The organism is Micromonospora sp. NPDC048935, from assembly GCF_043197875.1.
GTDB lineage: Bacteria > Actinomycetota > Actinomycetes > Mycobacteriales > Micromonosporaceae > Micromonospora.
In genome coordinates, this window is sequence record NZ_JBICTZ010000003.1 from 79,234 (window position 1) to 104,884 (window position 25,651).

The 25,651-nt window shown below is 72.6% G+C and carries 20 protein-coding genes, 1 tRNA gene and 1 pseudogene; 8 read left to right on the top strand and 14 right to left on the bottom strand.

The window, feature by feature from the left end; genetic code table 11:
* Nucleotides 1-27: 27 nt before the first annotated feature.
* Together ACGFIW_RS10975 and cobC are read right to left on the bottom strand one after the other, a co-directional pair.
* Nucleotides 28-1,179: a nicotinate-nucleotide--dimethylbenzimidazole phosphoribosyltransferase gene (locus ACGFIW_RS10975; protein ID WP_393314002.1), complete on the bottom strand. Its 1,152-nt coding sequence runs from the start codon at nt 1,177-1,179 to the stop codon at nt 28-30.
* A complete protein-coding gene (gene cobC / locus ACGFIW_RS10980; protein WP_393312940.1) occupies nt 1,179-2,246 on the bottom strand; it encodes an Rv2231c family pyridoxal phosphate-dependent protein CobC in 1,068 nt (355 codons plus the stop codon). Before cobC ends, ACGFIW_RS10975 begins: the two co-directional genes overlap by 1 nt.
* Before the next feature lie 121 nt (nt 2,247-2,367).
* On the opposite strand from cobC, the gene ACGFIW_RS10985 reads away from it, so the two are divergent.
* On the top strand, nt 2,368-4,497 hold the full coding sequence (locus ACGFIW_RS10985; protein WP_393312943.1) for a transglycosylase domain-containing protein: 2,130 nt from the start codon (nt 2,368-2,370) through the stop codon (nt 4,495-4,497).
* Between the two features lie 33 nt (nt 4,498-4,530).
* Here ACGFIW_RS10985 and ACGFIW_RS10990 read toward each other — a convergent pair whose 3' ends face one another.
* A complete protein-coding gene (locus tag ACGFIW_RS10990; RefSeq protein WP_393312946.1) occupies nt 4,531-5,934 on the bottom strand; it encodes a cobyrinate a,c-diamide synthase in 1,404 nt (467 codons plus the stop codon).
* 194 nt (nt 5,935-6,128) lie between these two features.
* Between ACGFIW_RS10990 and ACGFIW_RS10995 the strand changes: the two genes are divergently transcribed.
* Together ACGFIW_RS10995 and ACGFIW_RS11000 are read left to right on the top strand one after the other, a co-directional pair.
* Nucleotides 6,129-6,950, top strand: coding sequence for an SURF1 family protein (locus tag ACGFIW_RS10995; protein ID WP_393312950.1), 822 nt, complete (start codon nt 6,129-6,131; stop codon nt 6,948-6,950).
* A gap of 102 nt (nt 6,951-7,052) precedes the next feature.
* Nucleotides 7,053-7,895, top strand: coding sequence for a hypothetical protein (locus ACGFIW_RS11000; protein WP_393312953.1), 843 nt, complete (start codon nt 7,053-7,055; stop codon nt 7,893-7,895).
* A 105-nt stretch (nt 7,896-8,000) separates the two neighbouring features.
* On the opposite strand, the gene ACGFIW_RS11005 is transcribed toward ACGFIW_RS11000, so the two are convergent.
* The 5 genes from ACGFIW_RS11005 to ACGFIW_RS11025 all read right to left on the bottom strand — a co-directional run bounded on the left by ACGFIW_RS11005 (nt 8,001) and on the right by ACGFIW_RS11025 (nt 13,375).
* Nucleotides 8,001-9,593 (bottom strand): ATP-dependent DNA ligase, encoded by a 1,593-nt coding sequence (locus ACGFIW_RS11005; protein ID WP_393312956.1) that lies wholly within the window; start codon nt 9,591-9,593, stop codon nt 8,001-8,003.
* An 85-nt stretch (nt 9,594-9,678) separates the two neighbouring features.
* Nucleotides 9,679-9,885 (bottom strand): hypothetical protein, encoded by a 207-nt coding sequence (locus ACGFIW_RS11010; RefSeq protein ID WP_357067117.1) that lies wholly within the window; start codon nt 9,883-9,885, stop codon nt 9,679-9,681.
* 78 nt (nt 9,886-9,963) lie between these two features.
* The gene (locus tag ACGFIW_RS11015; protein ID WP_393314004.1) at nt 9,964-11,307 is read right to left on the bottom strand and encodes a dipeptidase; all 1,344 of its coding nucleotides are present in this window, start codon (nt 11,305-11,307) and stop codon (nt 9,964-9,966) included.
* A 36-nt stretch (nt 11,308-11,343) separates the two neighbouring features.
* Complete coding sequence (locus tag ACGFIW_RS11020) at nt 11,344-12,489, bottom strand: M48 family metallopeptidase (RefSeq protein ID WP_393312959.1); 1,146 nt, start codon at nt 12,487-12,489, stop codon at nt 11,344-11,346.
* Between the two features lie 262 nt (nt 12,490-12,751).
* On the bottom strand, nt 12,752-13,375 hold the full coding sequence (locus ACGFIW_RS11025) for a uridine kinase (protein WP_393312962.1): 624 nt from the start codon (nt 13,373-13,375) through the stop codon (nt 12,752-12,754).
* 275 nt (nt 13,376-13,650) lie between these two features.
* Between ACGFIW_RS11025 and ACGFIW_RS11030 the strand changes: the two genes are divergently transcribed.
* Nucleotides 13,651-14,052: a rhodanese-like domain-containing protein gene (locus tag ACGFIW_RS11030; RefSeq protein WP_357067235.1), complete on the top strand. Its 402-nt coding sequence runs from the start codon at nt 13,651-13,653 to the stop codon at nt 14,050-14,052.
* A gap of 405 nt (nt 14,053-14,457) precedes the next feature.
* Here the strand turns inward: ACGFIW_RS11030 and ACGFIW_RS11035 are convergent, their stop codons facing one another.
* From ACGFIW_RS11035 to ssb, 3 genes and pseudogenes are all read right to left on the bottom strand, one after another.
* Nucleotides 14,458-15,999 carry a cobyric acid synthase gene (locus tag ACGFIW_RS11035; protein WP_393312965.1) on the bottom strand — a complete coding sequence of 514 codons (1,542 nt, stop codon included), beginning with the start codon at nt 15,997-15,999 and terminating at the stop codon, nt 14,458-14,460.
* Between the two features lie 80 nt (nt 16,000-16,079).
* Nucleotides 16,080-17,087: pseudogene (locus tag ACGFIW_RS11040) on the bottom strand (cobalamin biosynthesis protein); the annotation flags it as partial.
* A gap of 412 nt (nt 17,088-17,499) precedes the next feature.
* Complete coding sequence (gene ssb / locus ACGFIW_RS11045; RefSeq protein WP_393312968.1) at nt 17,500-18,333, bottom strand: single-stranded DNA-binding protein; 834 nt, start codon at nt 18,331-18,333, stop codon at nt 17,500-17,502.
* A gap of 304 nt (nt 18,334-18,637) precedes the next feature.
* Here ssb and ACGFIW_RS11050 point away from each other — a divergent pair, with 304 nt between their 5' ends.
* Both ACGFIW_RS11050 and ACGFIW_RS11055 read left to right on the top strand, forming a co-directional pair.
* Nucleotides 18,638-19,060, top strand: coding sequence for an HPF/RaiA family ribosome-associated protein (locus ACGFIW_RS11050; protein WP_357067109.1), 423 nt, complete (start codon nt 18,638-18,640; stop codon nt 19,058-19,060).
* Between the two features lie 373 nt (nt 19,061-19,433).
* On the top strand, nt 19,434-20,486 hold the full coding sequence (locus tag ACGFIW_RS11055) for an alpha/beta hydrolase (RefSeq protein WP_393312972.1): 1,053 nt from the start codon (nt 19,434-19,436) through the stop codon (nt 20,484-20,486).
* Between the two features lie 28 nt (nt 20,487-20,514).
* On the opposite strand, the gene ACGFIW_RS11060 is transcribed toward ACGFIW_RS11055, so the two are convergent.
* Nucleotides 20,515-21,210, bottom strand: coding sequence for a hypothetical protein (locus ACGFIW_RS11060; RefSeq protein WP_393312975.1), 696 nt, complete (start codon nt 21,208-21,210; stop codon nt 20,515-20,517).
* A 160-nt stretch (nt 21,211-21,370) separates the two neighbouring features.
* Here ACGFIW_RS11060 and ACGFIW_RS11065 point away from each other — a divergent pair.
* Nucleotides 21,371-21,446 (top strand) — tRNA-Arg (locus tag ACGFIW_RS11065).
* A gap of 86 nt (nt 21,447-21,532) precedes the next feature.
* Nucleotides 21,533-22,930 carry a UDP-N-acetylmuramoyl-tripeptide--D-alanyl-D-alanine ligase gene (gene murF, locus ACGFIW_RS11070; protein WP_393314007.1) on the top strand — a complete coding sequence of 466 codons (1,398 nt, stop codon included), beginning with the start codon at nt 21,533-21,535 and terminating at the stop codon, nt 22,928-22,930.
* A 3-nt stretch (nt 22,931-22,933) separates the two neighbouring features.
* Here murF and murC read toward each other — a convergent pair whose 3' ends face one another.
* Together murC and ACGFIW_RS11080 are read right to left on the bottom strand one after the other, a co-directional pair.
* Complete coding sequence (gene murC / locus ACGFIW_RS11075; protein WP_393312978.1) at nt 22,934-24,379, bottom strand: UDP-N-acetylmuramate--L-alanine ligase; 1,446 nt, start codon at nt 24,377-24,379, stop codon at nt 22,934-22,936.
* Nucleotides 24,380-24,730: 351 nt separating this feature from the next.
* Nucleotides 24,731-25,198 (bottom strand): helix-turn-helix domain-containing protein, encoded by a 468-nt coding sequence (locus tag ACGFIW_RS11080; RefSeq protein ID WP_393312980.1) that lies wholly within the window; start codon nt 25,196-25,198, stop codon nt 24,731-24,733.
* Nucleotides 25,199-25,651: the final 453 nt, after the last annotated feature.

The following is a 25,651-nucleotide window of genomic DNA, read 5'->3' on the forward strand; positions in this document are numbered from 1 at the left end:
GGCGGAGGGCTCGCTCGCTGCGCCTGGTCACTTCTCGGCCACCCCGGCGGCGTCGAACGTGGCCACCTCGTGCAGCACCCGCACCGCGCCGGTGACCACGGGCAACGCCAACAGCGCGCCGGTGCCCTCGCCGAGGCGCAACCCCAGGTCGATGAGCGGGTCGAGGCCGAGGTGCCGCAGTGCCGCAGTGGCACCCGGCTCGGCCGAACGGTGCCCGGCGACCATGGCCCGGACCGAGTCCGGGGCGAACGCCGCGGCGGCGAGCGCTGCCGACACCGCGATCACGCCGTCCAGCAGCACCGGCGTACGGCGGGCCGCGGCACCCAGGATCAGCCCGGCCAGTGCGGCGTGCTCCAGGCCACCGACGGCGGCCAGCACCCCCAGCGGGTCGGCCGGGTCGGGTGTGTGCCGGGTCAGCGCGGCGCGCACCACGGCGACCTTGTGCGCGTAGGTGGGGTCGTCGATGCCGGTGCCCCGACCGGTGGTGTCGAGCGGATCGGCACCGGTGAACGCGGCGATCAGCGTGGCGGCTGGGGTGGTGTTGCCGATGCCCATGTCACCGGTGAGCAGGATGCCGGCCCCGGCGTCGATCAGCTCGTCGGCGATCCGGATGCCGGTCTGCACCGCCGCCAGCGCCTCGTCCCGGGTCAGCGCGGCGGTCACCGTGAAGTCGCGGGTGCCCCGACGAACCGACGCGGCAACCAGCCGGGGCACCGCCGGATCGAGCACCGCCGGATCGAGCACCGCCGGATCGAGCACCGCCGGGTCGGGAGCAGCCGGGGAGAGGGCGGCCGGGTCGAGAGCGGGGGCCGGGTCGGTGGGCAGCGGTGTGGCCACCCCGACGTCGACCACGGTGACCGACGCGCCGGCCTGCCGGGCGAACGCGTTGACCACCGCGCCGCCGGCCAGGAAGTTGCCGATCATCTGCGCGGTGACCTCCTGCGGCCAGGGGCTCACCCCCTGGGCGTGCACGCCGTGGTCGCCCGCGAAGATCGCCACCGCGGCCGGCTCGGGCAGCGGTGGTGGGCAGGCCCCGGCGAGGCCGGCGAGGCGTACCGACAGCTCCTCCAACGCGCCGAGCGAGCCCGCCGGCTTGGTCAGCCGGCCGTGCAGCTCCCGGGCGGCGGCCATGGCCGCCTCGTCCGCCGGGCGGATCGCCGCGATCGTGGTCTCCAGCATCATGCCTCCATGATCTCGCGCAGCACGTCGATGAACGCGTCTGTGGTGTTGCGGTCGCGTACCGCCACCCGCAGCCAGTCCGGGCCGAGGCCGGGAAAGGTGTCGCCTCTGCGCACCGCCCAGCCGCGCTCGCGCAGGGCGGCCCGGATCGCTGTCGCGCCCGGCAGGTGCAGCAGGACGAACGCGCTGGCGGGACGGCCGACGACGCGTACACCGGGCAGGTCGGCGAGGCGGGCGACCAGGTGGTCGCGGTCGGCGGCGAGGTCGGCGGCGATGGCGCGCTCGGCCTGGACCGCGACGTCGGTGGCGCAGGCCGACGCGGCGGCCAACGCGGGTGTGGAGACGGCCCAGAGCGGTTGTACGGCGGCCAGCCGGGTCAGCAGGTCCGCGGCGCCGAGCAGGTAGCCGATCCGGAGGCCGGCCAGGCCCCACGTCTTGGTGAGGCTGCGCAGCACGAGCAGACCGGGCAGGTCACGTCGCTCGGCCAGCGACTCCGGTTCGCCGGGCTGCCCGGGGGCGCTCGTGGCGTCGGCGAACGCCTCGTCGACCACCAGCACCCGGCCGGGGCGGGCCAGCGCGGCCACCGTCCGCGCGGGGTGCAGCACCGAGGTCGGATTCGTGGGGTTGCCGATCATCACCAGGTCGGCGTCGGCGGGCACCCGGGACGGGTCGAGTCGGAAGTCGTCGGCGGCGTCCAGCAGCACCCGCTCGACCGGATGCCCGGCGGCCCGTAGCGCCGCCTCCGGCTCGGTGAACTGGGGGTGCACCACCACGGGCCGGCGCACGCCGCGCAGCGCCTGGGCGATCAGCACGAAGCCCTCGGCGGCCCCGGCGGTGAGCAGCACCTCGTTCGGGTGACGCCGGTGTCGGGCGGCGACGGCCGCCCGGGCCGGTGCCGGGTCCGGATAGCGGGCCAGGTCGGTCAGGGTCGCGGCGATCGGGCCGGCCAACCAGGCGGGAGTCGGTGCCTGCCGGACGTTCACGGCGAGGTCGATCAGCCCGTCGCCGACCTCGACGTCGCCGTGGTGCGCGAGGTCGGGCTCGGTAGCGGCGATCGGCACGGGCATGTCCGCGATCCTGCCGGGAAGGCGGCCGATGGGACAGTCGATCTCGGCGTAAGCCACGTCACCACGCGCCGGTTTAAGAGTTCTTCTCAGGTACGAATCGGAAATGTCATAACTTGGCCATGTGAGCAACCGACCCCTTGCTGCCGCTGGTCGCCTCGTCCCTCTCCTGCGCGCCGGACTGATCGCCGGAATCGTGATCGCCGCCGCCGCGTACCCGCTCGTCGCCCTCACCGGGCTCGGCGCGAAGGCCACCGCGCACGCCGTGGAGCAGAAGACCAGAGTGCTGACCACCGCCCTGCCCGCCGAGACCTCCTACGTCTACGGCCCGGACGGCAAGACCGTGCTGACCATGTTCTACGAGGAGTACCGGCAGTACACCAAGCTGTCGGACATGTCGCCGAACATCCAGCAGGCGATCGTCGCCGCCGAGGACTCCCGTTTCTACCAGCACCACGGCGTCGACCCGAAGGGCGTGGCCCGCGCCTTCGTGTCCAACGCCCGCTCCGGCGGCTCCCAGGGTGCGTCGACCCTGACCATGCAGTACGTCCGGATGGCCCTGCGGGACAGCGCGACCACGCCCAAGGAGGTCCAGGAGGCCACCCAGCAGACCAGCCTGCGCAAGGTCAAGGAGATGCGGATGGCGCTGGACCTGGAGAAGGAGCTGAGCAAGGAGCAGATCCTGGAGCGCTACCTGAACTCCGCGTACTTCGGGCACCGGGCGTACGGCATCTACGCGGCCAGCGAGATCTTCTTCTCCAAGACCCCGAAGGACCTCACCCCGGTCGAGGCCGCCACCCTCGCCGGGCTGGTCAAGTCCCCCTCGGAGTACGACCCGGCCGACTCCGACCAGAAGGAGGCCACCGGCCGGCGTGACTACGTGCTGGACCGGATGAGCCAACTCGGTTACCTCTCCCCCGACTCGGCCGCCGCCGCCAAGGCCGAGCCGATCCGGCTGAAGCTCACGAACCCGCCGCACGACTGTGTCGCCGTCGCGGAGAAGTACAACGGCTGGGGCTTCGCCTGCGACTACCTGAAGAACTGGTGGAGTGCGCAGCCCGCCTTCGGCGCGGACCCGCTGGAACGCATGGACAAGCTGCGACGGGGCGGCTACCGGATCGTGCTCAGCCTCGACCCGAAGATCCAGGAGGCGGCCGAGAAGAACGTCGGCAGCAAGGAGGCCACCGGCAGCCCGTTCGCCAACGGGATCGTGGTCTCCGAACCGGGCACCGGCCGGGTGAAGGCGATGGCGGTGAACCGGACGTACTCGCTGGACCTGAGCGAGAACCCGCAGAGTTCCAACCCCGAGGCCGGGCCGAAGGTGAAGGCCAACTACCCGAACACGGTGGCGCCACTGCTCGGCGGCGGCAGCCTGGCGGGCTACCAGGCCGGGTCGACGTTCAAGATGTTCCCGATGCTTGCCGCGTTGGACTCGGGGATGACGCTCTCCACCTCGTTCAACGCCCCGTACCGCTACAAGTCGGCCGTCTACGACGGCTGGGCGCCGTCCAACGCCAGCGGCGCCATGACCGGGCAACAGACCATGTGGTCCGGCTTCGGCAAATCCGTCAACACGTACTTCGTGTGGTTGGAGGAGCAGGTCGGCGCGGACCGGGCGGTCCGCCTGGCCGAACAGCTCGGCCTGCGGTGGCGCACCGACGTCGACCGGGAACAGGCGTCCCCGACCAAGGCCAAGAAGTGGGGCGCGTTCACGCTCGGCGTCTCCGACGCCACCCCGCTGGAGATGGCGAACGCCTACGCCGCCATCGCGGCCGACGGGCGCTACTGCGAGGCGATCCCGGTGCAGGCGATCATGAACCGGGACGGCACACCCGCCACGTACGCCACCCCGGGCGGCCTGCACCGTGAGGTGGCCAAGCCCCGTTGCCGGCAGGTGGTCAGCGCGGACGCCGCCCGGGCGGCCACCGACGCCGCCCGCTGCCCGACCGGGGACACCCCGGCGCGTGGTAGCTGCGGCGGCTGGTCCACCGCCGACAGCGTGCGGGGCACCGTCGGACGCCCGGTGGCCGGCAAGACCGGTACCACCGACAGCACCCGGTCCGCCTGGTTCGTCGGCTACACCCCGGAACTGGCCGCGGCGAGCTTCATCTCCGACCCGGACAACCCGTTCAACGCCGTCGGTGACGGGCAGTCCCAGATCCCGATCAAGGCGGTCGCGGAGACCCTCCGCGACGGCCTGAAGGGCACACCGACCCGCCAGTTCACCCCACCGTCGGACGCGATCGTCGGCTGACCCGACGCCGGTGGCGCACGACCAGCCGAGCGGTCACGCCGGCACGCCGCCGGGCTGCGCGGTCACCACCTCGGCGGTCGGGTCGGCCGCCGCCGCGGCGACCAGCCGGGCGGCCGTGGCCGGATGACCGGCCCAGTGCAGGGTGAGCTGCGAGGCGTGCACGTTACGCCAGACGAACCCCTCCGGCGTGCCACCCTCCCAGCTCCACGCCGGGCGCTGACCGGCGCGGGGGGTGAGCACCGCACGGTGCGCCTTGTGCCCGACCAGCACCGTGCCGCTGGCGGCCACAACGCTGTCGGTCTGGGCGGTCGCCTCCCGGTAGCCGGCCACCAGGCCGTCCCGGCTGACACCCACCGCGTCGAGGACCCCGCACATCGGCAGGCCGTCCAGCTCGCGGGCCAGCCAGAGCAACCCGGTGCCCTCGGCGATCACCGGACGCCCGGTCCGCGCCAACTCGGCCACCGCGATGCAGAGCCGCCGGTTGGCAGACAACTGCTCGGCGTACGCCTCGGGCAACGCGCCGCCGACGACAAGCGCGCGGGTGCCCACCGGCAGCGCCTCGTCGCGCAGCGGATCGACGGTGACGACCTCGGCACCGGCGGCCCGCAGCAGCTCGGCGGTCTCCGCGTGACTGAAACTGCCGCCCGGCCCACCGGCCAACGCCACCAGCGGGCGGTCCGCCGGGGCGGCGAACCCGCCGAGGGCCTCCTCGGCGGACCAGGCCGGGGCCGGCAGCGGCGGGGCCGAGCGGGCCAACCCGAGGAGCCGTTCCAGATCCACCGTGGCGGCGACGGCCTCGCCCAGCCGACGAACCCCCCGGACGGCGTCGGCCGACCCGTCGACCACCGGCGCCACCCCGTGCCGCCGCGACGGCAGCACCGCCGGCAGATCCTGCCGACGCAACGCGCCGTAGACCGGCACGCCCACGTCGTCCAACGCCTCGCGCAGCATGCCCTCGTGCCGCGAGGACGCCACCCGGTTGAGGATCACCCCGCCAAGCCACAACTGCTCGTCGTACGAGCGGAAACCGTGCACCAGCGCCGCCACCGACTGCCCCATCGCGGCCACGTCGACAACGAGCACCACCGGACTGCGCAGCGCGGCGGCGGCAGCAGCCGTGGACTCCTGCTCCGGGCGGCCACCGACCGAGTCGTACAGCCCCATGCTGCCCTGCACCACGGCGAGCCCGGCACCGGCCGCGCCGTGCGCCACCAGCGGGGCGAGCCGGTCGGTGCCGACCAGCCGGGGATCGATCACCCGGCCGGGCCGACCGGAGGCGAGGCCGAGGTAGGCGGCGTCGACGTGGTCCGGCCCGAGCTTGAACCCGGCGACGTCGACCCCACGCTCGGCCAGGGCGGCGAGCAGCCCGATCGCCAGCGCGTTCTTCCCGTGCCCGGAGGACGGCGCGCTGAGCACCAGGCGCGGCACGACGGTCATCATCGACTCCTCGCGAGCGGCGGCGGGTACGCGACGGGGACGACCGGGGCCGATCCGTCGGCGTGACGATACCCGCCCGGTTGGAGGCGCGAGCACCGCCAACCGGGGTCGGCGGCACACTCCGGGGCCCGGTCCCGGCCCGGTCCCGGCCCGGTCCAGGTCAGTGGTGCCGGTCATACGGGTAGCCTCGTGCTGTGTACCGGTTCCTGCTGAGCCCACGCTGGCTGGGCGCTCTCGCGCTGACCCTGGTCGCCGCCGCCGTGATGGTGTTCCTCGGCAACTGGCAGCTGGACCGCTACCGGGGTCGTACCGAGGTCAACGAGCGGATCGACGCGGGTCAGCGGATGGCCCCGACGCCGCTGGGCGACGCGCTGCGCGCCCCCACCGGCGGCGCGGGGACGGTCGGCCCCGCCCCCGCCGAGGACAAGGTCTGGACCCGGGTCACCGTCACCGGCCGGTACGACCCGACGAACACGGTGCTGGTCCGTGGCCGGACGGTGGACAGCCGGGTCGGCTTCGAGGTGCTCACCCCGCTGGTGCTCGCGGACGGCACGGCGCTGCTGGTGGACCGGGGCTGGATCCCGCCGGCACCGGGTGGGGCGACCGCCCAGCCGTCGGTGCCGGCCGTGCCGACCGGCGACGTGACGGTGGTCGGCCGGGTGCACGAGACCGAGAGTGGTGCCGGCGCGGTGGCCCGGCGCGACGGGCGGCTGGAGATCCGGCGGATCGGTGTGTCGCGACTGGCCGGCGAGCTGCCCTACCCGGTCTACGGCGCCTACCTGCTGCTCGACGAGCAGACCCCGGCGGCCGACCCGGTGTTCAAGGCGGTGCCCGTCGGGCACGCCAACAACTGGCAGAACTTCGGCTACGTCGTGCAGTGGTGGCTCTTCGCGGTGATGTCCCTGTTCGGCTACGGCTGGGTGGCGCGCCGGGAGGCCCGCCGCGCCGCCGGGATCGGCGTCGCCCCGGCTCCGCTGGACCGGGCGGCCGAGCCGACGCCGAGCGCGTCCGCCTGACCGGGGCCCGGATCGGCGTCCCAAACAGACTCTCGGGGGCATGCGGGACGACAGGGCAGCCGGTAGCCTGCGCCACGTGACGATCCCGCGTTGGAGGTCCCGGTGAGTTCGGATCCCACGGCCGCGGTGCCCGAGCCGCCGACCCAGCCGCAACCGGCGATCGACCCGTGGAGCGCCACCTCCGCCACCGGGGCGCTGCCGATCACCCCACCGACGGCACCCTTCCCGAGCGCGCCGCCGCAGGCCACACCGCCTCCGGCACCGCCGTTGCCGACGTCACCAGCATCGCCGTTCTCGGCGTCGTCGTTCTCGGCGCAGCCGGCACCGCCGTTCTCGGCGCCACCCGCACCGCCGTTCCCCGCCCCTCCGGCACCGTCGTTCCCGGCGCCACCGGCATCGTTTCCGGCGCAATCGGCACCGCCGTTCTCGGCGCCACCGGCACCGTTCTCGGCGCAGCCGGCACCGCCGTTCTCGGCACCGCCGCTCTCCGGCCCGCCCGCGCAGCACTCGACGCCGCCCGGCGGGGCGTGGCCGGTGTCCGGGCCGTACCCACCGGTGTCCGCGCACCCGACACCGGTCGGTCAACCCGGGCCGGAGGCGGTCGCGGTGCAGATCGCCGAGATCGCGGTGTGCCCGCCGGTCATCCGCACGCCCGCCGGGGTGCTGCCGTTGGCCGGCGCCACCTGGCACGTGGCCGACTACTGGCAGAGCGAGGAGAAGGTGGCGACCTGGGCGCTGGTCTGCGCGATCGTCGGCTTCTTCTGCCTGGCCTTCTTCAGCCTGCTCTTCCTGCTGGTCAAGGAGACCCGACACCACGGCACCGTGCAGGTCACGGTCACCAACGGCCATCAGCAGTACGTCGCCCGGATCCCGGTCAGCGACCAGAGTCAGGTGCAGCACGTCAACAACCAGGTCAACTACGCCCGGTCGTTGTCCGGCAGGTGACCGGGGGCGGTGCGGCCGTCAGCCGCTGACCGGGGGCGGTACGGCCGTCAGCCGGTGACCCGGAGCGGCGCGGCCGTCAGCCGGTGACCCGGGGCGGTGCGGCCGTCAGCCGGTGACCCGGCCGGCGTGGATGGCGCGGACCTCGTCGATGGTGTCCGCCTCGGCGGCGGACTTGTCGTCGCGGTAGCGCACCACCCGGGCGAACCGCAGCGCCATCCCCCCGGGATAGCGCGAGCTGGTCTGCACCCCGTCGAAGGCGATCTCCACCACCTGCTCGGGGCGGACCCGCACCACCCAGTCGCCGCGCTCCACGGCGAGGTCGAGGAACCGCTCGGTCTGCCAGCGCAGCAACTCGTCGGTGAGCCCCTTGAACGTCTTGCCGAGCATGACGAAGCCACCCGTCCGCGGGTCGCGCGCACCCAGGTGCAGGTTGGACAGCCAGCCCTTGCGCCGGCCACTGCCCCACTCGACGGCGAGCACCACCAGGTCGAGGGTGTGCCGGGGCTTGACCTTGACCCAGGCGGCACCGCGCCGGCCGGCGTCGTAGGGAGCGTCCGGTGCCTTGACCACCACGCCCTCCTGCCCCGCGTCGAGCGCGGCGGCGAACGCGGTGGCGGCCTGCTCCGGACCATCGACCTCCATGCGACCGACCAGCAGCGACGCGTCCACCGCTCCGGCCAGGGCGGCCCACCGCTCCCGACCGGGCAGATCGATCAGATCCTGACCGTCGAGGTGCAGCAGGTCGAAGAAATACGGAGTGAGCACCGTCGCGCCCGTGCTGGCGGCCGCCGCGAGCACCGCCGGGGCGACAGGTGTGGGCCCGGTGCTGCTCGGGGTGGTGCGTCGGGCGGCCCGGCTCGACGTCTGCTGGAACGGCAGTGGACGCCCCGTCTCGTCGAGGCCGATCGCCTCACCGTCGAGCACCAACTCGCGGCCCGGAAGGGCACGGACCGCGGCGACCACCTCGGGCACCCGCCCGGTGATCTCGTCGAGGCTGCGGGTGAAGACGGCGATGTCCGCGCCGGACCGGTGCACCTGGATGCGGATGCCGTCGAGTTTCACGTCGACCACCGCCGGCGTGCCCGTCGCGGCGAGTGCCTCGTCGACCGAGGGCGCGCTCTGCGCGAGCATCGGCGCCAGCGGCCGGCCGACCTGTAGGCCGAACCCGGCCAACTCGGCCGCTCCTCCGGCAAGCGCGGCGACCGCCACGGCACGCAGGTCACCGGCGAGCAACAGCGCCCGCCGGACGGTCGCCACCGGCACGTCGGAGGCCCGCGCCACCGCGTCGGCGAGCAGCCCGGCCTGGGCACCCTGCCGTAGCTCGCCACTGAACAGACCGGTGAGCAGACGCTGCTCGTCGGTGGTCGCCGCCGCGTAGAGGGCGCCGAGCAACGCCCGACGCCGAGCCTGTGAACCGGTGCCGTGCACCGCGGCGATCTGCTCGATGGCCGCGTCGACGGCGGCCACGGTCAGTGTCGGCTCGGCGGCCGGTGGCGGCAGGTCCCGAAGGCTCGCATAACCCACCCCGGTCTGCCGTTGGCGCAGCTCACCGGCGAGGTAGCCGGCGCCGGGCTCGACCTCGGCCGGATCGAGCCGGCGCAGCGCGTCAGCGAGCAGCTCCACCTTGGCCCGCCGGCCGCTGGTGGCGCCGACGGCCGCGGACGTGGCTGCCAGGTCGAGGAACCGCACGCCGCCCATCCTGCCAGTCCCCTCCGACACCGCCCGGGCATTGCCGTGCCCGGGCGGTGTCGGCAGGGTGCCGCCCGCTCACGCGGACGACGGATCAGGCGGAGACGGGCTCCTCGATGCGCATCCCCCGGGCACGGACCTCGCCAGCGACCCGGGAGAGCACCGAGTCGAGGGCGACCAGAGCGGCGGAGAGCTCACCGAGCTGCTCGTTGAGCGTGTCGTCTGACCACGCGGAGACGTCGACATCTCCCAGTGCGCTGACAGCGGCCCCCAACCGGGCCATCACCTCGTTCGTACTCATGTTCGAAAGACTATAACAACGAGCGATCCGACACGCCGTAAACTCCCAGATCAGGCCCTAAATCGTCGGCGCGATTTCTCAGCGCCCCGCCGCGGCCACCTTGCTCAGCAGCAGCGCCTCGGCGAGGCAGACTTTGGCGAACTCTCCCAGGTGCAGACTCTCGTTCGGGCCGTGGGCGCGGGCGTGCGGATCCTCCACCCCGGTCACCAGGATCGCCGCCTTCGGGAACATCTCCTGGAAGGTGGCGATGAACGGAATCGAGCCGCCGACGCCGATGTCCACCGGGTCGGTGCCGTCCCAGGCGGCCCGGAAGGCCGAGCGGGCGGCGTCGAACATCGGCCCGGACGCGTCGATCACGCACGGGTAGCCGTCGTGTTCGAAGCTGACCGCCACCTGGGCGCCCCACGGTGCGTGCTGCTCCAGGTGCGCGCGCACCGCCGCGTACGCCCGCTTGGGGTCGTCGCCCGGGGCGAGCCGGATGCTGAGCTTCGCCTTCGCGGCCGGGACCAACGCGTTCGGCGCCTCGCCGGTGGCCGGGGCGTCGATGCCGAGGACCGCCAGCGCGGGCTTGGTCCAGAGCCGGTCGGTGATCCGGCCGGTGCCGATGAACCGCACGCCGTCGGCCAGCCCGGCCTCGGCCCGGACCCGGTCCTCCGGGTAGTCGACGGTCGCGCCCTCCCGGCCGACCAGCCCGGCCACCGCCACGTCACCGGCGTCGTCGTGCAGCGTCGCCAGCAGTCGGACCAGCGCGGTGAGCGCGTCCGGCACCGCACCACCGAACATGCCGCTGTGCACCGCGTGGTCCAGCGTCCGCACCTCGACGAAGCAGTTGACGATGCCACGCAGCGAGGTGGTCAACGCCGGTACGCCGATGTCCCAGTTGCCGGAGTCGGCGATCACGATGACATCCGAGGTGATCTCGTCGCGGTGCTCGATCAGCAGTTGCTCCAGCGAGTCGGAGCCGTACTCCTCCTCACCCTCGATGAAGAGCACCACGCCCACCGGCAGCGCGTCCCCGTACGCCCGCAGCGCCGCGACGTGCGCCATGATGCCGGCCTTGTCGTCGGCGGCACCCCGGGCGTAGAGCCGACCGTCGCGTTCCACCGGCTCGAACGGGTCGGACTCCCAGAGCGACAGGTCGCCGACCGGCTGGACGTCGTGGTGGGCGTAGAGCAGCACGGTGGGCGCACCGGGCGGGGCCGCCCGACGGCCGATCACCGCCGGCTGGCCGCCGGAACGCACGATGTCGACGTCCAGGCCACACCCGCGCAGCAACTCGGCGACCGCCTCGGCGGAGCGTTCCACGTGCGAGTGGTCGAAGCCATCGAAGGCGATGCCGGGGATGCGGACGAGGCGTTCCAGGTCGGCCCGGACGCCGGGCATCTCCCGCTCGACTGCGGCCCGCACCTCGGACTCGGACATGATCGGTGAGGTCATGACCGGCATCGTATGCCGGCCTTACCGGGGCGTGCCGGCGGAGCCCGTCCCGTCACCGTCTCCCGCCGGGCCGGAGCCCGCCCGCGCGCCAGGGGCGGACCGGCCGGCACGCTGTGCGCGGCCGGCGGCCTCGGTGGCGGCATCCATCCAGGAGCGGGCCCGACCGGCGGTGCCACCGACCCACTCGCCGACGTCGCTCGCGCCGTCGCCGAGGCGGCGCAGCAACCCGACAAGCGGGTCCGTGGAACGACCGAACTCCTCCCGGTACGAGTCGGCAGCCGCCCTGATCTCCTCCGAGATGCTTGTCGAGCTGTCCTCGTCCCGGCGCGGATAGTCCCCGGCCAGCACCCGCCCGTACGCCCCGGAGTCGACCCACTGGCGCAACGACGCCGCCCGCGCCACCGGCGTGGGGTGGGTGCTCCACGCCGTCATCCGAATCTTGTGCAGGCTGTCGCGCAGGTCACCGCCCCCGGCGTACTCGGCGGCCTGTTCCAGGAACGCGGTCGTGTCGATCTGGGACAGGTCACCGCCCCCGGCGAGTTTCATCAGCAGCCGCAACGCGGCGGCCGGATCCTGCCCGGCGAGCAGGCCGGCCCGGTCGGCGGACAGCTCCGCCTTGCGCCACCACTCCAGCATCGCCGCGATGATGGCCCGCAGCGCGAGCGCGCCCACCGGTAACCAACTCAGGTTGGCCGCCCACCGGGTGAGAATCATGAGCATGGTCTTGTAGACCGCGTGCCCACTGCCCACGTGCCCCAACTCGTGGCCCAGCAGGCAGCGCAGCTCGTCCTCGTCGAGCTGCTGCACGCAGGCCGAGTTCAGCACGATGAACGGCCGCTCCAGCCCGACCGCCTCGGCGCCCAGCCACGGCGATTGGGTCACGTACAGCTCGGGCAGGTCGGCCACGTCGAGCACCGACCCGGCCTCGGTGTAGCGCTGCCACACCGCCGGATACTGCCGGTGGTCGACGCGGATGCCGGAGGCCAGCACGGACAGCCGGAACCCGCGCTCGTTCCACATCCCGAAGAACGACCGCACCACGTCGTCGAAACCGCGCAGCTCCCGCAGCGCGACAAGCGCACCCCGGTCGGCCGGATGCTCCCAGGCCCGCGAGCTGATGCCGGTGAGCGTGATCCGGCGCCGCGCGGGCGCGTCCGATGCCGACATGATGAGTCCCCCGTTCGCCGCGCGCCCTGAGCGCTCTCGCGTCGTGCTTCTGGCGTCGTCGTTCTCGCGTCGTACTGCTCGCTTCACCCTGCACACGCCGTGCCTGCTCGCGCCGTGCCTGCTCGCGCCGTGCCTGCTCGCCGTCGACCCTGCTCGCGCCGTGCCTGCTCGCGTCGTGCTTGCTCGCCGTCGACCCTGCACGCCGTCGACCCTGCACGCATCGTGCCGGAGCCGGTGACGCTCGTCCAATGCCCGCGCACGCTCACCGGACGCGCACGTAGTACCGATCGGCGTCGTAGGGCAGTGTGGGTGCGCCGTCGACCAGCAGATCCACGCGGGCGGCCGTGTCGTCGGCGGCGAAGTGCGCACGCTCGCCGGCGTGCCAGCGACGCAGCTCGGGCAGGATCTCGGGCCCGTCCCGCGCGACCGCGCGGGCCAGCCGCAACGGCGCGGGCGCGGTGACGAACACCGCCAGAGTCAACTCCGGCCGGACGACCGCGCGGGCGGTGCTGACCCCCTCCACCACCAGCACCGGCATCGCCGGCACCGGCACCGGGCGGCCCAGGAAGCGTTGCCGCACCCAGCTGTAGCGCCGATAGGAGCCCGGCTTCCCTTCCCGCAGCGGGGTGAGCACCCACTCGTCGAGGCGTGCCCAGAAGCTGAACTGGTCGTCCCAACCGTCGAGCAGGTCGTCGGTGTGCACCACCGGGGGCCGGTCACCGTCGAGCAGCACCGCCAGGGCATCCGCGAGGTGCGCGGCGAACCGGCTCTTACCCGCGCCGCTGGGCCCGTCGACCGCCACCAGCCGGGTCCGTCCCAGCCGCGCCGGGCCCGCGAGCACCCGACGAGCCAATTCGGCGTACGCCTCGACGACCGCCACGGGCATGACCAAAGTATGCCGCCGACCGCAGTCCAGTCGTGATCGACTCCAGATCATTGATGTCGCGCGATCCCTGCCAGCGGGACACCGCGACATCAGCAAACCCGAGTCGATCACCCGACTGCAACGGCAACCGTGGGCCACGCCGACCCGTCCGGCTGACCGCCCCGGCCGGGCACCGTCACGTCCGAGGGAATTGGGGCGGTGACGGGTGACGGGCAGCCCGTTCGCCGCCCGGCGTGCTGCCGAATCGGCATGATCGGGTGGTGCTCCGAGACGTGATGAGCCCCGGCATCGACGCCCTCCTCGAACAGGCCCGAGCCGGGCTGCACCGACTGACTCCGCAGCAGACCGTCGAGGCGGTCCGCGGCGGCGCGCTGCTTGTCGATACCCGTACCGACCTGCAGCGCCGTGAACAGGGCGACCTGCCAGGCGCGGTCGTCATCGACCGGACCGTGCTGGAATGGCGGCTCGATCCGGCCAGTGCCTGGCGGATCCCCGAAGCCACCGGGTACGACCGGGAGATCGTGCTGGTGTGCCGGCAGGGCTACAGCTCCAGCCTCGCCGCCGCCAGCCTGCAAACCCTCGGTCTACGCCGGGCCACCGACATGATCGGTGGCGTCGACGCCTGGCTGGCCGCCGGCCTCCCCACCAGCGACCGCCCCGCCGACATCCGCCCCTAACCCACCCAAAAACCCCACCCCGCCCTGCCCACCCGGCCCGGCCCGCCGCTCCCTGCCCACCCCGCCCTGCCCCACCCCACCCGGCCCGCCGCGCCCCGCCGTGCCCGGCCCGGCCCGCCGCGCCCCACCCCACCCGCCCCACCCCACCCGGCCCGCCGCGCCCCGCCGTGCCCCGCCCGGCCCGCCCCGCGCCCGCCCCGTCCTCGCCGATCTTGCAGTTTCTGTCGCCGGTATGCCAGGAAAGTCCTGTTATGCCGCGACAGTAAGTGCAAGATCGCGGAGAAGGGCACCCCGACTTTGTCGATCATGGGGGGCCGGTTTGGTGTTGTTTGGGGAACGGGGGCCGGTGACTCGGGGCCACTCGCGCACCGCACTGCCCCACGCTCCGCATTGGACGGCGAGCGGTCAGGAGGGTGGAGGGCCGGGCGGGATGAAGGGTAGGCCAGCGGGTGGACCGGATTCGATGAGACGCCAGAGGGCGTCGGTGTCCAGGTGCTCCTCGACCAGGTCGCCAAGCAGGTCGAGTGAACGCTCCCGAGCGGCGGCGAAGCTGGTCGTCGGCGCGACCCGGAACCCGGTGCGGCCGGCCAGGCGAGCCGCCTCGGTCAGGAACCACCGCCGGAACCCGTCAGACTCGAACGCCCCGTGCCAGTGCGTGCCGTGGACCACGCCGAGCACGGCTCCTTCGCCGACACCGTCGTCGCCGGTCAACAGTGGGCGCAGACTCGGGTCGGTCTGCGAGACGTACCCGTGGTGGATCTCGTAGCCGCGTACCGCAACACCGCCGTGGGCGGTGCCCACCGACTGCCGGACAGTCTTGCGGGGATCGAAGGTGATCTCGATGGGTAGCAGGCCGAGCCCCGGTACGCTGCCCCGCCGGCTCTCCACCGTGTCGTGGATGGCGCGGCCCAGCATCTGGAAACCGCCGCAGAGCCCGAGCAGTGGCTTACCGGCCGCCACATGGGTGGCCACCGCGTCGGCGAGGCCCGTCTCGTGCAGCCAGGCGAGGTCGGCGACGGTGGACTTGGAGCCGGGCAGGACGACCAGGTCGGCGGCGGCCAACTCGGCCGGTTCGATGGTGAGGCGTACGCGAACGCCCGGCTCGGTGGCCAGCGCCTCCACATCGGTGGCGTTGCTGATCCGGGGTAGGCGGACGACTGCCACGTCCAACCACTCGGTGCCGTGCGGGGCGGCGGGGCGGCCGAGCACCCGGCCGTAGGCGAGGGAATCCTCCGCGTCGAGCCACAGGTCCAGTGCCCAGGGCAGCACCCCGTACGTGGGGCGGCCCGTGACGTGACGCAGCATGTCCAGCCCCGGCTGGAGCAACCCGAGGTCACCCCGGAACTTGTTGATCACGAAACCGGCGATCAGCGCCTGGTCGGCCGGGTCGAGCAGGGCCACGGTGCCGAACATCGAGGCGAAGACGCCGCCCCGGTCGATGTCGCCGACCACGATGGTGGGCAGGTTGGCGTGCCGGGCCAGCCCCATGTTGACGTAGTCGCCGGCCCGCAGGTTGATCTCCGCGGGGCTGCCGGCACCCTCGCAGATCACCACGTCGTACGTGTCGCGCAGCTCGGCGAGCGCCCCGTACGCGGTCTCGGCGAGCCGGGGTCGCAGGTGCCGGAACGTGCCCGCGGTGATCGTGTCGACCGCTTCGCCGAGCAGCACCACCTGACTGGCCAGGTCACTGCCCGGCTTGAGGAGCACCGGGTTGAACCGCAGGTCGGGTGCAAGCCCGCAGGCAGCGGCCTGCATGGCCTGGGCCCGTCCGATCTCGCCCCCACGCCCGTCCGGCCCGACGACCACCGCCGAATTGTTCGACATGTTCTGCGCCTTGTACGGCGCCACCTTCACGCCCTGTCGGTGCAGCCAGCGACAGATGCCAGCGGTGAGCACGCTCTTGCCTGCGTCGGAGGTCGTGCCTGCGACAAGCAGCCCGCCGCTCACCGCCCGCTCCCCCGCCGTACCCGTTCAGGCGCACCGAGCCCGAGCCCACGACGACCCACGCCAACGGAACCACCACGCCCCACGACGCCGAGCCCACCGCTCCCCACGACGCCGAGCCCACGACGACCAAGGGCACCGACCAAACGGCCCAGGGTCACCGGGTAGGCGGCGGCCAACCCGACCGCGGCCAGCCCGACCGCGCCGGAGATCCGGGCGGCCCGCTTGAGGTGCCGTGCCTCGGGGCGGGGGCCGTCGCCGAGGAACGGCCGCACCTCGGAGCGCCCGTAGTAGACGTTGCGGCCGCCGAGGCGGACGCCGAGCGCGCCGGCCATCGCCGCCTCGCACTGGCCGGCATTGGGGCTCGGATGGTCGTTGCGGTCACGCCTCCACACCCGCCAGGCCCGGTGCCGATCCCCGTTGGCGACCGGCGCGACGGCGATGGTGAGCAGCCCGGTCACCCTCGACGGCACCAGGTTGAGCAGGTCGTCAAGCCGCGCGGCAGGCGTACCGAACCGGGCGTACCGCGCCGACCGGTGCCCGACCATCGCGTCCAGGGTGTTCGCCGCCCGGTAGCCCAGCAGACCGGGCAGGCCGGCTATCGCGCCCCAGACCAGTGGGGCGACGACCGCGTCGGAGGTGTTCTCGGCGACCGACTCGACGGTGGCGCGAGCCAACTCCTGCTCGCCCAACGTCGACGGGTCCCGCCCGCAGAGGTGGCCGAGGCGTCGGCGGGCGGCGGGCAGGTCACCCGCACGCAGAGTCCGGCCCATGACGGTGGCTTCGTGGCGCAGCGTACGACCGCCCAGCACGGTCCACGTGCCGGCGGCCACCAGCACCGCCCGGGTCACCGGCCGATGCCGGGTAGCCGCTGCGGCGACCGCCCCGAGCAGCACCGGCCCGCCCACCGCCAGCGCGGTGAACGTCGCTCCCGCCGTCCGGTCCGGGCGGTAGAGGCGGCGCTCCAACGCACCCGCGGCCTGCCCGAAGCCGGCCACCGGGTGCCACCGGCGCGGATCACCGAGCAGCCTGTCCAGCGCGTACCCGGCCAGCAAGCCCACCGCGTTCGCCACCGGCGCTGTCCGTCGCACCCGCACCACCTCCGGCCGGCCAGCCTAGACGAGCATCCCGGGACCAGCCCCACCCACGGAACTCCGGCAGTCAGAGCCTCGTGGAAGGCCGCAACCACCACTCTCCCTCAACCCCGCCGCTGCTGGCACGCGGGGTGACGACGCTGGTCGCGACGCCACCCCGCCCCCGTCGTGCCAGGCCATGTGTGCCGTGCCGCCGCAGCACTGACGAGCAGCACAGGGCCCGTACCACTCGGCCGCCGCCCGATCCGCGACCGCCGAACCGACACGACCGCCAAGCGGCACGCTCGCCAAGCCGGCACACTCGCCGAACCGGCACACTCACCAAGCCGGCACACTCACCGAACCGGCACACTCACCGAACCGGCACACTCACCAGCCGACACGCTCGCCGAACCGGCGCGTCGATCGGTCAGGCTGGCTGCGGGATCCGGCCTCGCCCACGCCGTCCCCGACCGGACTGCGCCGGCTCCGGCTGCCTCTCGTCCGGCACGGGCCCCAACTCGTCGTCCAGGTCGCGGCCGGTGCTGTCGTCGGTCGCCTCGGCCGGGAGCGCCAACTCGTCGTCGAGACCCGGCGGGACGCTGGCCTGCCCGATCTGCCCGCCCGCCGAGGCATCCCCGCTGGCCGGGGAGACTCCGCCAGCCGGGGAGACTCCGCCAGCGCGGGGAACCCCGCCGGCCAGGGGAACAGCGTCGTCAATCGGATCGTCGATGAACGGGCTGGTCCGCAGCGCGCCGTAGTCGGGAAGCTCGAAGTCGTCGTCCAGCGGCCGGTCGTCGGGCAGCACGGGCCCGTCCTCCGCCGGCACCGGCTCGGTGGGCTCGCCGTGCACCCGACTCTCGGCCTCCGCGTCCTCCACGGTGCTGGTCGTCATGCTCGGCCGGTTACGCAGGAAGCGAGCCCGCCCCCGGGACAGGTCGTGGCCGACGGCGACCGCCTCCAACTCGTAGAGGGTGCGATGGTTGCCGGCGTCGTCGGTCCAGTCGCGGGTGTAGAGCCGACCGCAGACCACCACCGGATCGCCCACCATCACGGAGGCCGCCACGCCTTCGGCGAGCTTGCGCCAGCAGTTGACGCGAACGCGGAGTGAGTTGCCGTCGACCCACCGGCCGCTGTCCCGGTCGAGTCGGCGAGCAGTGGAGGCGACCTTGAAGTTGGCCACCAGCGTGTTGCTCTGGGTGGTGCGGCGCCATTCGGGTGCAGTCAGCACATTACCGACAATTGTTACATGCGTGTCGAACATCGTCCCTCCAGGGGATCGGGGCCTGCCAATGCGAGTCGACTCGACACCGAGCCTCGGCGCTGCGCGCGAGCACCGCCAGCACCCACCCTCGAACCTGTGGACAACGAACCCACCTGTGGACAACGCCCTGATCACGCCCAAATGTGGTACGGCCGACCCGCCCGGCTGGGCGTCGGCGGTTTCCGAGCCCGACCAGTTTGGGTAAGCACTTGATCAACGCACCACCGACAGCTCCACGTCGACGAGAGGTCAGCGTCATGATGATCACCAGAATCGGCTCCGCGATCGCTTCCGAGGCGCGGCGATGAGCGCCGCGGCCAACCCGGCCACCGTCGCCGAGTGCCTGCGGGTGGGCGCCGGGTTCTCGCAGGGCGACCGCAACTGGATCGCCGAGCAGTTCGCCACCCTCGACGCCCGGCTGGCCGGTTTCCACGCCGACGCCACCGAGTTGGAGGTGTCGGTGAAGGATCGCGAAGCACGTGGCCAGAAGGTCACCCTCGAGTGCTGGATCGCTGGCCGGCAGAAGATCGTCACCACCTCCGCGGAGGAGGACCTGCACGCCGCGCTCAACGACGTCCGCGACGACCTGCGTCGCCGGCTCAACGACGCCAAGACCCGCCAGGAGCCCCGGCACAACAAGCACCTGCGCGACATCCCGCAGCCCCAGGCCGACCTGGACCCCACCGACGACCAGGACCCCACGCGAGCAGACGCGGAAACAGCCTGACCCAAGCCCAGCCTGCCCGGACCCGACCCCGCGACCCCGGCCCAGCCCGGCCCGACCCGACCCAGCCCGGTCCGGTCCCGGTTCCGGCCCCCGCGATCTTGCACTTTCTGCCCCTGAAATGCGGCTATTGCACCTTATGCCGCGACAGAAAGTGCAAGATCGCGGGGCAAGGACGGCGCGGGCGCGGGGGCAGGGCAAGGACGGCGCGGGAGCGGCGCGAGAACGTGGCAGAGGCGGACCGAGGCCCAGGACCAGAGCCGGGGACGAGGACCGGGGACGAGGACCGGGGACGAGGACCGGGGACGAGGACCGGGGACCAGGGACCAGAACCGAGGGCTACCGTCGGGTAGGTCTCCGGCGTAGCGTCGCGTTCGTGGAACCGGACGTGTTGGGGCCGCCGTACGAGCGGCAGACGATCGACCTGGGCACCGACGACGAAGGTCGCGTCGTCGCGACCCTGGTCCGGCGGCGGGCCGCGCGTCCTACCGGGCGGGCCGTGCTCTATGTGCACGGGTTCGTCGACTACTTCTTCCAGACCCACCTGGCCGACTTCTTCGCCGAGCGCGGCTGGGATTTCTACGCGCTCGACCTGCGCAAATATGGTCGCAGCCTGCTCCCGGGTCAGACTCCGAACTTCTGCCGCGACATCAGCGACTACTTCCCCGAGCTGGACGCCGCCGCCGAGATCATTCGTCAGGACGACGGGCACGACACCCTCCTGACGATGGGCCACTCCACCGGCGGCCTGATCATCTCGCTCTGGGCGGACGCCCGCCGCGACACCGGCACCGTGGACGGCCTGGTGCTCAACAGCCCCTTCTTCGACATCAACGCCCCCTGGGCGGTGCGCCGACCCCTCGCGGCCGCCGTCTCCCGGCTGGGCCGCAGGGCGCCGCACCGCATCCTGCCGTTCGGGCTGGGCACGGTGTACGGCGAGAGCCTCCACTCCGACCACCGCGGCGAGTGGACGTATGACCTGGCGTGGAAGCCGCTGGCGGGGTTCCCGGTCCGGGCCGGTTGGCTGAACGCGATCCGTACCGGTCAACGCCGGCTGCGCGCCGGCCTGGACATCCAGGTGCCCGTGCTGCTGGCCTGCTCGACCCGCTCCTTCCGGGGCACCCGGTGGCACGACAACGCGACCCTGGCTGACGCCGTCCTGGATGTCGAGCACATGGTCCGTTACGCACCCCGCCTGGGCCGCCACGTCACCCTGGCTCGCTTCGACGGCGGGATGCACGACCTCACGCTCTCCGGCCCCGCCGTACGCAGGAAGGTCTTCGACGAGGTCGGCCGCTGGGCCGAGGCGTTCCTCGCCGCCGGCCCCACCGCCCCGGCCGGCGCCGACTCGACAGTTGTCGAGGCCGGCCCACCGGAGAGCCGACGGTCCGCCGCCGACACGGCGGGTGCGGCGACAGCCGGCGGCTGACCACCCGAGAGGGCGACACCGGGCGCGCTCAGATGTCGCCGGGCGGCACCGGAAGGACGGCTCGGATCCGGTCGAAGGTCGCCACCGGATGCCCGCCGACGCCGGGCAGCACCAGGCCCAGGCAGTACGGCGACAGCTCCCCGGTGGCGTCGGGCTGGACGACGAAGATCGGCGCGCCGACGTACCCCTGCGGCAGTTCGGTGGTGATCCGCACGGCGTCCCCGTCGCGGACCACCCGCTCGACCGCGACCTCCAGCGGGCGCGACCCGTCTTCGCGTACCCCATGGGCCAGCACGAAAGCGGTACCGGCGTCGGCGGTGAGGCGGGCGACCACCTCGGGCCCGGCGGCGATCCCCGCCGGCACCGGCTGGACCCGCCACCGCCAGCCGCCGTCACCGGCGTAGCGGTGCAGGCCGGCGGTCGGCAGCACCGCGACCCCGTCGCCCGGGAAGCGGGCCCAGCCGGGCACGATCTCGGCCACGGCGACGGCGGCCGGGGCGACCCCCGCGGGCTCGGTGACGCTCGTCCGCAGCCCCAGCTCACCACCCGACGCGTCGACCAGGTCGGCCGCCGTCAGCAGCGACTCGCCCACCGGGTCGTCGCCGCCCTGGAAGAAGAACGCGGTGCCACAGTCGCCGTCCGACCGGTACGGCAGGATGGCGCGACCGACGACCTGGCACAGCTCGTAGGCGACGTCGTTCTCGGCGTCGGGATCCAGCAACACCAGCCAAAGGTACGGTCCGAGGCGACGTCGGTCCGTGGGAACCCAGGTGCCCGCCGCAGGGCCAACGTGAGACCCTGCTCGGCAACGTGGACGCGGGCACCCTTTTCGCCGCCGGGCAGTGGGGCGGCGGTACCCTCTGGGCGCGACATCCACGCCACACGCGCCCGTAGCTCAGCGGATAGAGCAGGGGACTTCTAATCCCAAGGCCGCAGGTTCGAATCCTGCCGGGCGCACCACAAAAGACCAGGCTGATGTCAGCAACACCGACCAATGGATCGGGCGCGGCCTCTGCCCGCCACGATAGGTTCATCCCGTGCTCGCGATGACCCTGGAAGAGATCACCGCCACGATCGGCGGAGCCGTCCACGACGCTCCCGACGCCGTGATCGTCACGGCCCCGGTGGTGTTCGACAGCCGGCGCGTGGAGCCCGGCGGGATGTTCGTGGCGCTGCCGGGTGAACGCGTCGACGGACACGACTACGCCGCTCAGGCGATCGAGGCCGGTGCGGTGGCGCTGCTGGCATCACGGCCGGTCGGGGTGCCGGCGGTGGTCGTCGAGGACGTGCCAGCAGCCTACGGACGCCTCGCCCGCGCGGTGATCGACCGGCTGCCGCAGACCACAGTCATCGGTGTGACCGGCTCGGTGGGCAAGACGTCGACCAAAGACATCCTGGCTCAGGTGCTCCCGACCTTCGGTCCGACCGTCGCCAACCGTGGTTCGAACAACAACGAGCTTGGGTTGCCCTACACGGTCACCCGCGCCACCACCGGCACCCGCTATCTCGTGTTGGAGATGGGTGCGCGTGGCATCGGACACGTGGCCTATCTGACCCGCATCGCCCCACCCACCGTCAGCGTCGTCACCCGCGTCGGGCACGCGCACCTTGGCGAGTTCGGTTCGGTGGAGAACATCGCCCAGGCCAAGGGCGAAATCGTGGAAGCCCTGCCAGACGCGGGCGACGGCGGATTGGCGGTGCTCAACGCCGACGATGAGTTGGTGGCCGCGATGGCGAGCCGCACCCACGCCCGCGTGCTCACCTACGGGATCGAGAGCCCGGCGGACGTGCGGGCCGAGAACGTGACATTGGACGAGATGGGCCGGGCTGGCTTCCGGCTCGTGCACGAGGGCCAGGCCGCCGAGGTGCGGTTGCGCCTGTACGGGTTGCACCAGGCGTCCAACGCGCTTGCCGCCGCGACCGTCGCTCTCGGGCTTGGCCACCCGATCGAGGCTGTTGCCGAGGCCGTTTCGCAGGCCGAGGCCGTGTCACCGGGCCGGATGCAGGTCACCACCCGCGCGGACGGGGTGACGATCATCAACGATGCCTACAACGCCGCACCCGACGCCATGCGCGCCGCATTACGCGCCCTGCACGCGATGACCGGCGACGGTCAGCGGGCGGTCGCGGTGCTGGGCGAGATGAATGAGTTGGGCGAGCACGCCACAGAGGTGCACCACGAGATCGGACAGCAGGTAGCCGAGATCGGGGCCGGATGGCTGGTGGCGATCGGCGGGACGAACGCCGACCAGTACGCGGCTGGGGTCGCCGGCAGCGGCACAGCGGTTGATCGGGCGGCGGACGTGGCCCAGGCGTGGGAACTGCTCCGCAGTGGGCTACGGCCGGGCGACGTGGTGTTGGTGAAGGCATCGAACAGCGCCGGGCTGCTCGCGCTCGCGGACAAGCTGATCGAGGAACCCGGCGCTGTCACCGCCCAGGCGTAGGGATCACGCGGACAACGGGACCTCGGATCGCTGGCTCAGGGCGTCCAGGACCGCCGCACCGTAGCCGGTCACATCACCCGTGCCCATCGTCACCACCACGTCACCGCGACCGGCCATCCCCCCGACGAGCCGGGCCACATGATCCGCGCCAAGCGGCAGGCAGTACTGGCCGTCACGCAAGTGGGTCACGATCACTGTTGCGTCGGCCGCCGGCCGCCCCTGAGGCACGGTGCCGTGCACGTCGAGCAGCAGGACGTAGTCGGCCTGGTCCGCCAGGAGCCGGCCGATCCGCCTACCGAAAGCCAGCACCCGGGCGTGCCCGGACGGCTGGAACACCACGATGACCCGGCCGCGAGCCACGGTACGCGCGGCTTCCAGGTCGGCGGCAATCTCCTTCGGGTGATCGGCGTAAGAGTCGATCACCGTCACCCCGGCCCGAGTGTCGACGTGCTCGAAGCGACGGCGTACCCCCGAGAAGGTGCACGCCGCTCCCGCCACGTCGGCGGGGTCCAGGCCCAGGGCCACCGCACACGTCACGGCCGCAACCGCGTTCTCCAGGTGGTGCGCCGCCGGGGTCGGCAGAGTCAGCCGCACCGTCGTCCCGTTCGGCATCCGGACGGTCGCCGAAACGCTCCACCCCTCGGCGTGCACGTCGAGCAGGCAGATATCGGCCGTGCGGCTCCGGCCGTAGCGCAGCACCGTCAGGTCAGGTCGCTCGTCAGCGATGACCTCGGCGGCCACGTTCGCGCCCACGCAGTCGGCGTTCGCGATCAGGAACCCGCGAGGAGCAATCCGGCAGCCGAACTCGACGTAGGCGCGCATCACCGCGGCATGGTTGACGAAGTTCTCCGGGTGATCGTCCGTGACGTTGGTCATGACCGCGATCGACGGGGTGAGGAAGTGAAACGACCGGTCCGACTCGTCCGCCTCCGCGACCAACAGCCGAGATCCGCCGAGACGGGCGCCAGAGCCCGGCCCGGTCAGATCAGCTCCAATCAGGTAGGTCGGGTCCTCGCCGAGGGTCCGCAGGATGTGGGCCAGGATGCCGGTCGTCGTGGACTTGCCGTGCGAGCCGGACACCGCGACGAGCCGCCGATTGGCGCTGAGCGCGTCGAGAACCTGCGCCCGATGTACCACCGGAACACCGGCAGCGCGGGCCGCCTCGATCTCCGGCGCATTCTGGGCAACCGTGGTGTAGACGACGCAGCTCACGCCCTGCACGTGGGAGGCGTCGTGCCCGACGTGTATCCGCACGCCCGCAACGGCCAAGGCCGCGAGTGTGGCGGAGTCGTTCAGGTCGCTGCCGCTGACCTCGTGGCCCAGTTCGGCCAGCAGCCGGGCCAGGCCAGACATCGCCGACCCACCGACGCCCACGAAGTGCGGGCGGGACAGGTCAATCGGGCCGGTGCGAGCCTTGATCGTCGGGTTACCAGTGATCGTGTCGGTCATGGTGTCGTGTCTCCTTCGATGTAAGGGCTGGCGGGGGTCGCGCCGTGAGCTGACGTGTGAGGGGGTCCGCTCCTTCCGACGGGTGCGATTCCTTGCGCGCGGCCGAGGTGTCCTCGGGTCACCGCCTCGGCCGCGCGGGTCCAATCGATCTGCGTCGGCTCGTCTACCTGCCCTGTCCCAGCCGGCCAGGTTGCAGGGGCGGGAGCCGAGCCGGGCCAGCCCGCCGCAGACCCGCGAGGTGAGCGCTTTCCGTTCCGGGCGGTACGGCACGCCGGGCACGCGCATGGCCGACCGCCGGGGAATCGGCGGGATCGATGCGGTCGATGCCGAGGCCGGATCAGATCAGCGTCGTCATCCATGAACAACTTCGTTCACGCGGACTGACACGACGGGCGAGACGCCGAGGAACAGTGACGCGTCGGGGGCTTCAAACAGCCGTTTCAGCTCGCGGCACACGCATACTCCCGGCGATTCAGCCCACTGCCTGCGGATGAGGTTCACCGCCGTCTGGTCGTTGAGCCGCCGCGCCAGGGCTGCTGTACGCGCCCACTCCGCCATCAGTAGCCCGCCAGCACCCAACGCGACATCGCACGCAGTCCAGAACTCGCGAGAGGCCACCTGGCGGGCCGTCTCCACGTTCGCGACCGTGCTTCTCGACCACCGGACCTCAGCCGCGAGCCGGGATTGAGTGACGCCAGCAGCCTTCCGAGTTCGGGCTAGCTGAGTCCCAAGCAGACGACGAGCCTCCGCCAGCGTCGCTGGCGTTAGCTGCTCGGCAGCGGTGCGTGACGACGTCAGATCACCAGTAGTTAGACCCATTGCCGTGGCCTACCGAGCCGGAAACAGCGTCGGCACAGCTACGCGACGCGCGCCGATCAGCTCGGGGCGAGTCGCCCCGGGCCGTCGACTCGGCAGGCGAAGCGTTCGCGTGAAAACCAGTACAGCGGCCTCTCGCTGAGCGCACGGCCCGGCCGTTCCGCAGCTCAGGCAACGGCCGTCCGCACTTGACACCGCGTGCCGTTCAAGCGCGTTCTGCGCGGCATCGACCTGTTCACCACCGGGGTAGATCGCCATCTTCAACCGCCTTCCAGGCTGCATCGGCCGAGCACGCCACGCGAGGAGGCTTGCCACTGCCCCCGGTTCGCGCGGCGTGCCAGCCGTCACCGGTCCGCACGGAGTCACCAGTCGCGAACGAACAAGGAGCTTGAGCGCCGTAATCGAACGATCGCCTATCGTTAGCGACACGATGCCGGTGGTTCGACCTAGGACGAC

Coding starts and splice junctions, on each gene's coding strand:
- ACGFIW_RS10975 (WP_393314002.1), bottom strand. CDS start 1,179: ATGCTGGAGACCACGATCGCGGCGATCCGCCCGGCGGACGAGGCGGCC.
- cobC (WP_393312940.1), bottom strand. CDS start 2,246: ATGCCCGTGCCGATCGCCGCTACCGAGCCCGACCTCGCGCACCACGGC.
- ACGFIW_RS10990 (WP_393312946.1), bottom strand. CDS start 5,934: ATGACCGTCGTGCCGCGCCTGGTGCTCAGCGCGCCGTCCTCCGGGCAC.
- ACGFIW_RS11005 (WP_393312956.1), bottom strand. CDS start 9,593: ATGGGCGGCGTGCGGTTCCTCGACCTGGCAGCCACGTCCGCGGCCGTC.
- ACGFIW_RS11010 (WP_357067117.1), bottom strand. CDS start 9,885: ATGAGTACGAACGAGGTGATGGCCCGGTTGGGGGCCGCTGTCAGCGCA.
- ACGFIW_RS11015 (WP_393314004.1), bottom strand. CDS start 11,307: ATGTCCGAGTCCGAGGTGCGGGCCGCAGTCGAGCGGGAGATGCCCGGC.
- ACGFIW_RS11020 (WP_393312959.1), bottom strand. CDS start 12,489: ATGTCGGCATCGGACGCGCCCGCGCGGCGCCGGATCACGCTCACCGGC.
- ACGFIW_RS11025 (WP_393312962.1), bottom strand. CDS start 13,375: ATGCCCGTGGCGGTCGTCGAGGCGTACGCCGAATTGGCTCGTCGGGTG.
- ACGFIW_RS11030 (WP_357067235.1), top strand. CDS start 13,651: ATGAGCCCCGGCATCGACGCCCTCCTCGAACAGGCCCGAGCCGGGCTG.
- ssb (WP_393312968.1), bottom strand. CDS start 18,333: ATGTTCGACACGCATGTAACAATTGTCGGTAATGTGCTGACTGCACCC.
- ACGFIW_RS11050 (WP_357067109.1), top strand. CDS start 18,638: ATGAGCGCCGCGGCCAACCCGGCCACCGTCGCCGAGTGCCTGCGGGTG.
- murF (WP_393314007.1), top strand. CDS start 21,533: ATGACCCTGGAAGAGATCACCGCCACGATCGGCGGAGCCGTCCACGAC.
- murC (WP_393312978.1), bottom strand. CDS start 24,379: ATGACCGACACGATCACTGGTAACCCGACGATCAAGGCTCGCACCGGC.
- ACGFIW_RS11080 (WP_393312980.1), bottom strand. CDS start 25,198: ATGGGTCTAACTACTGGTGATCTGACGTCGTCACGCACCGCTGCCGAG.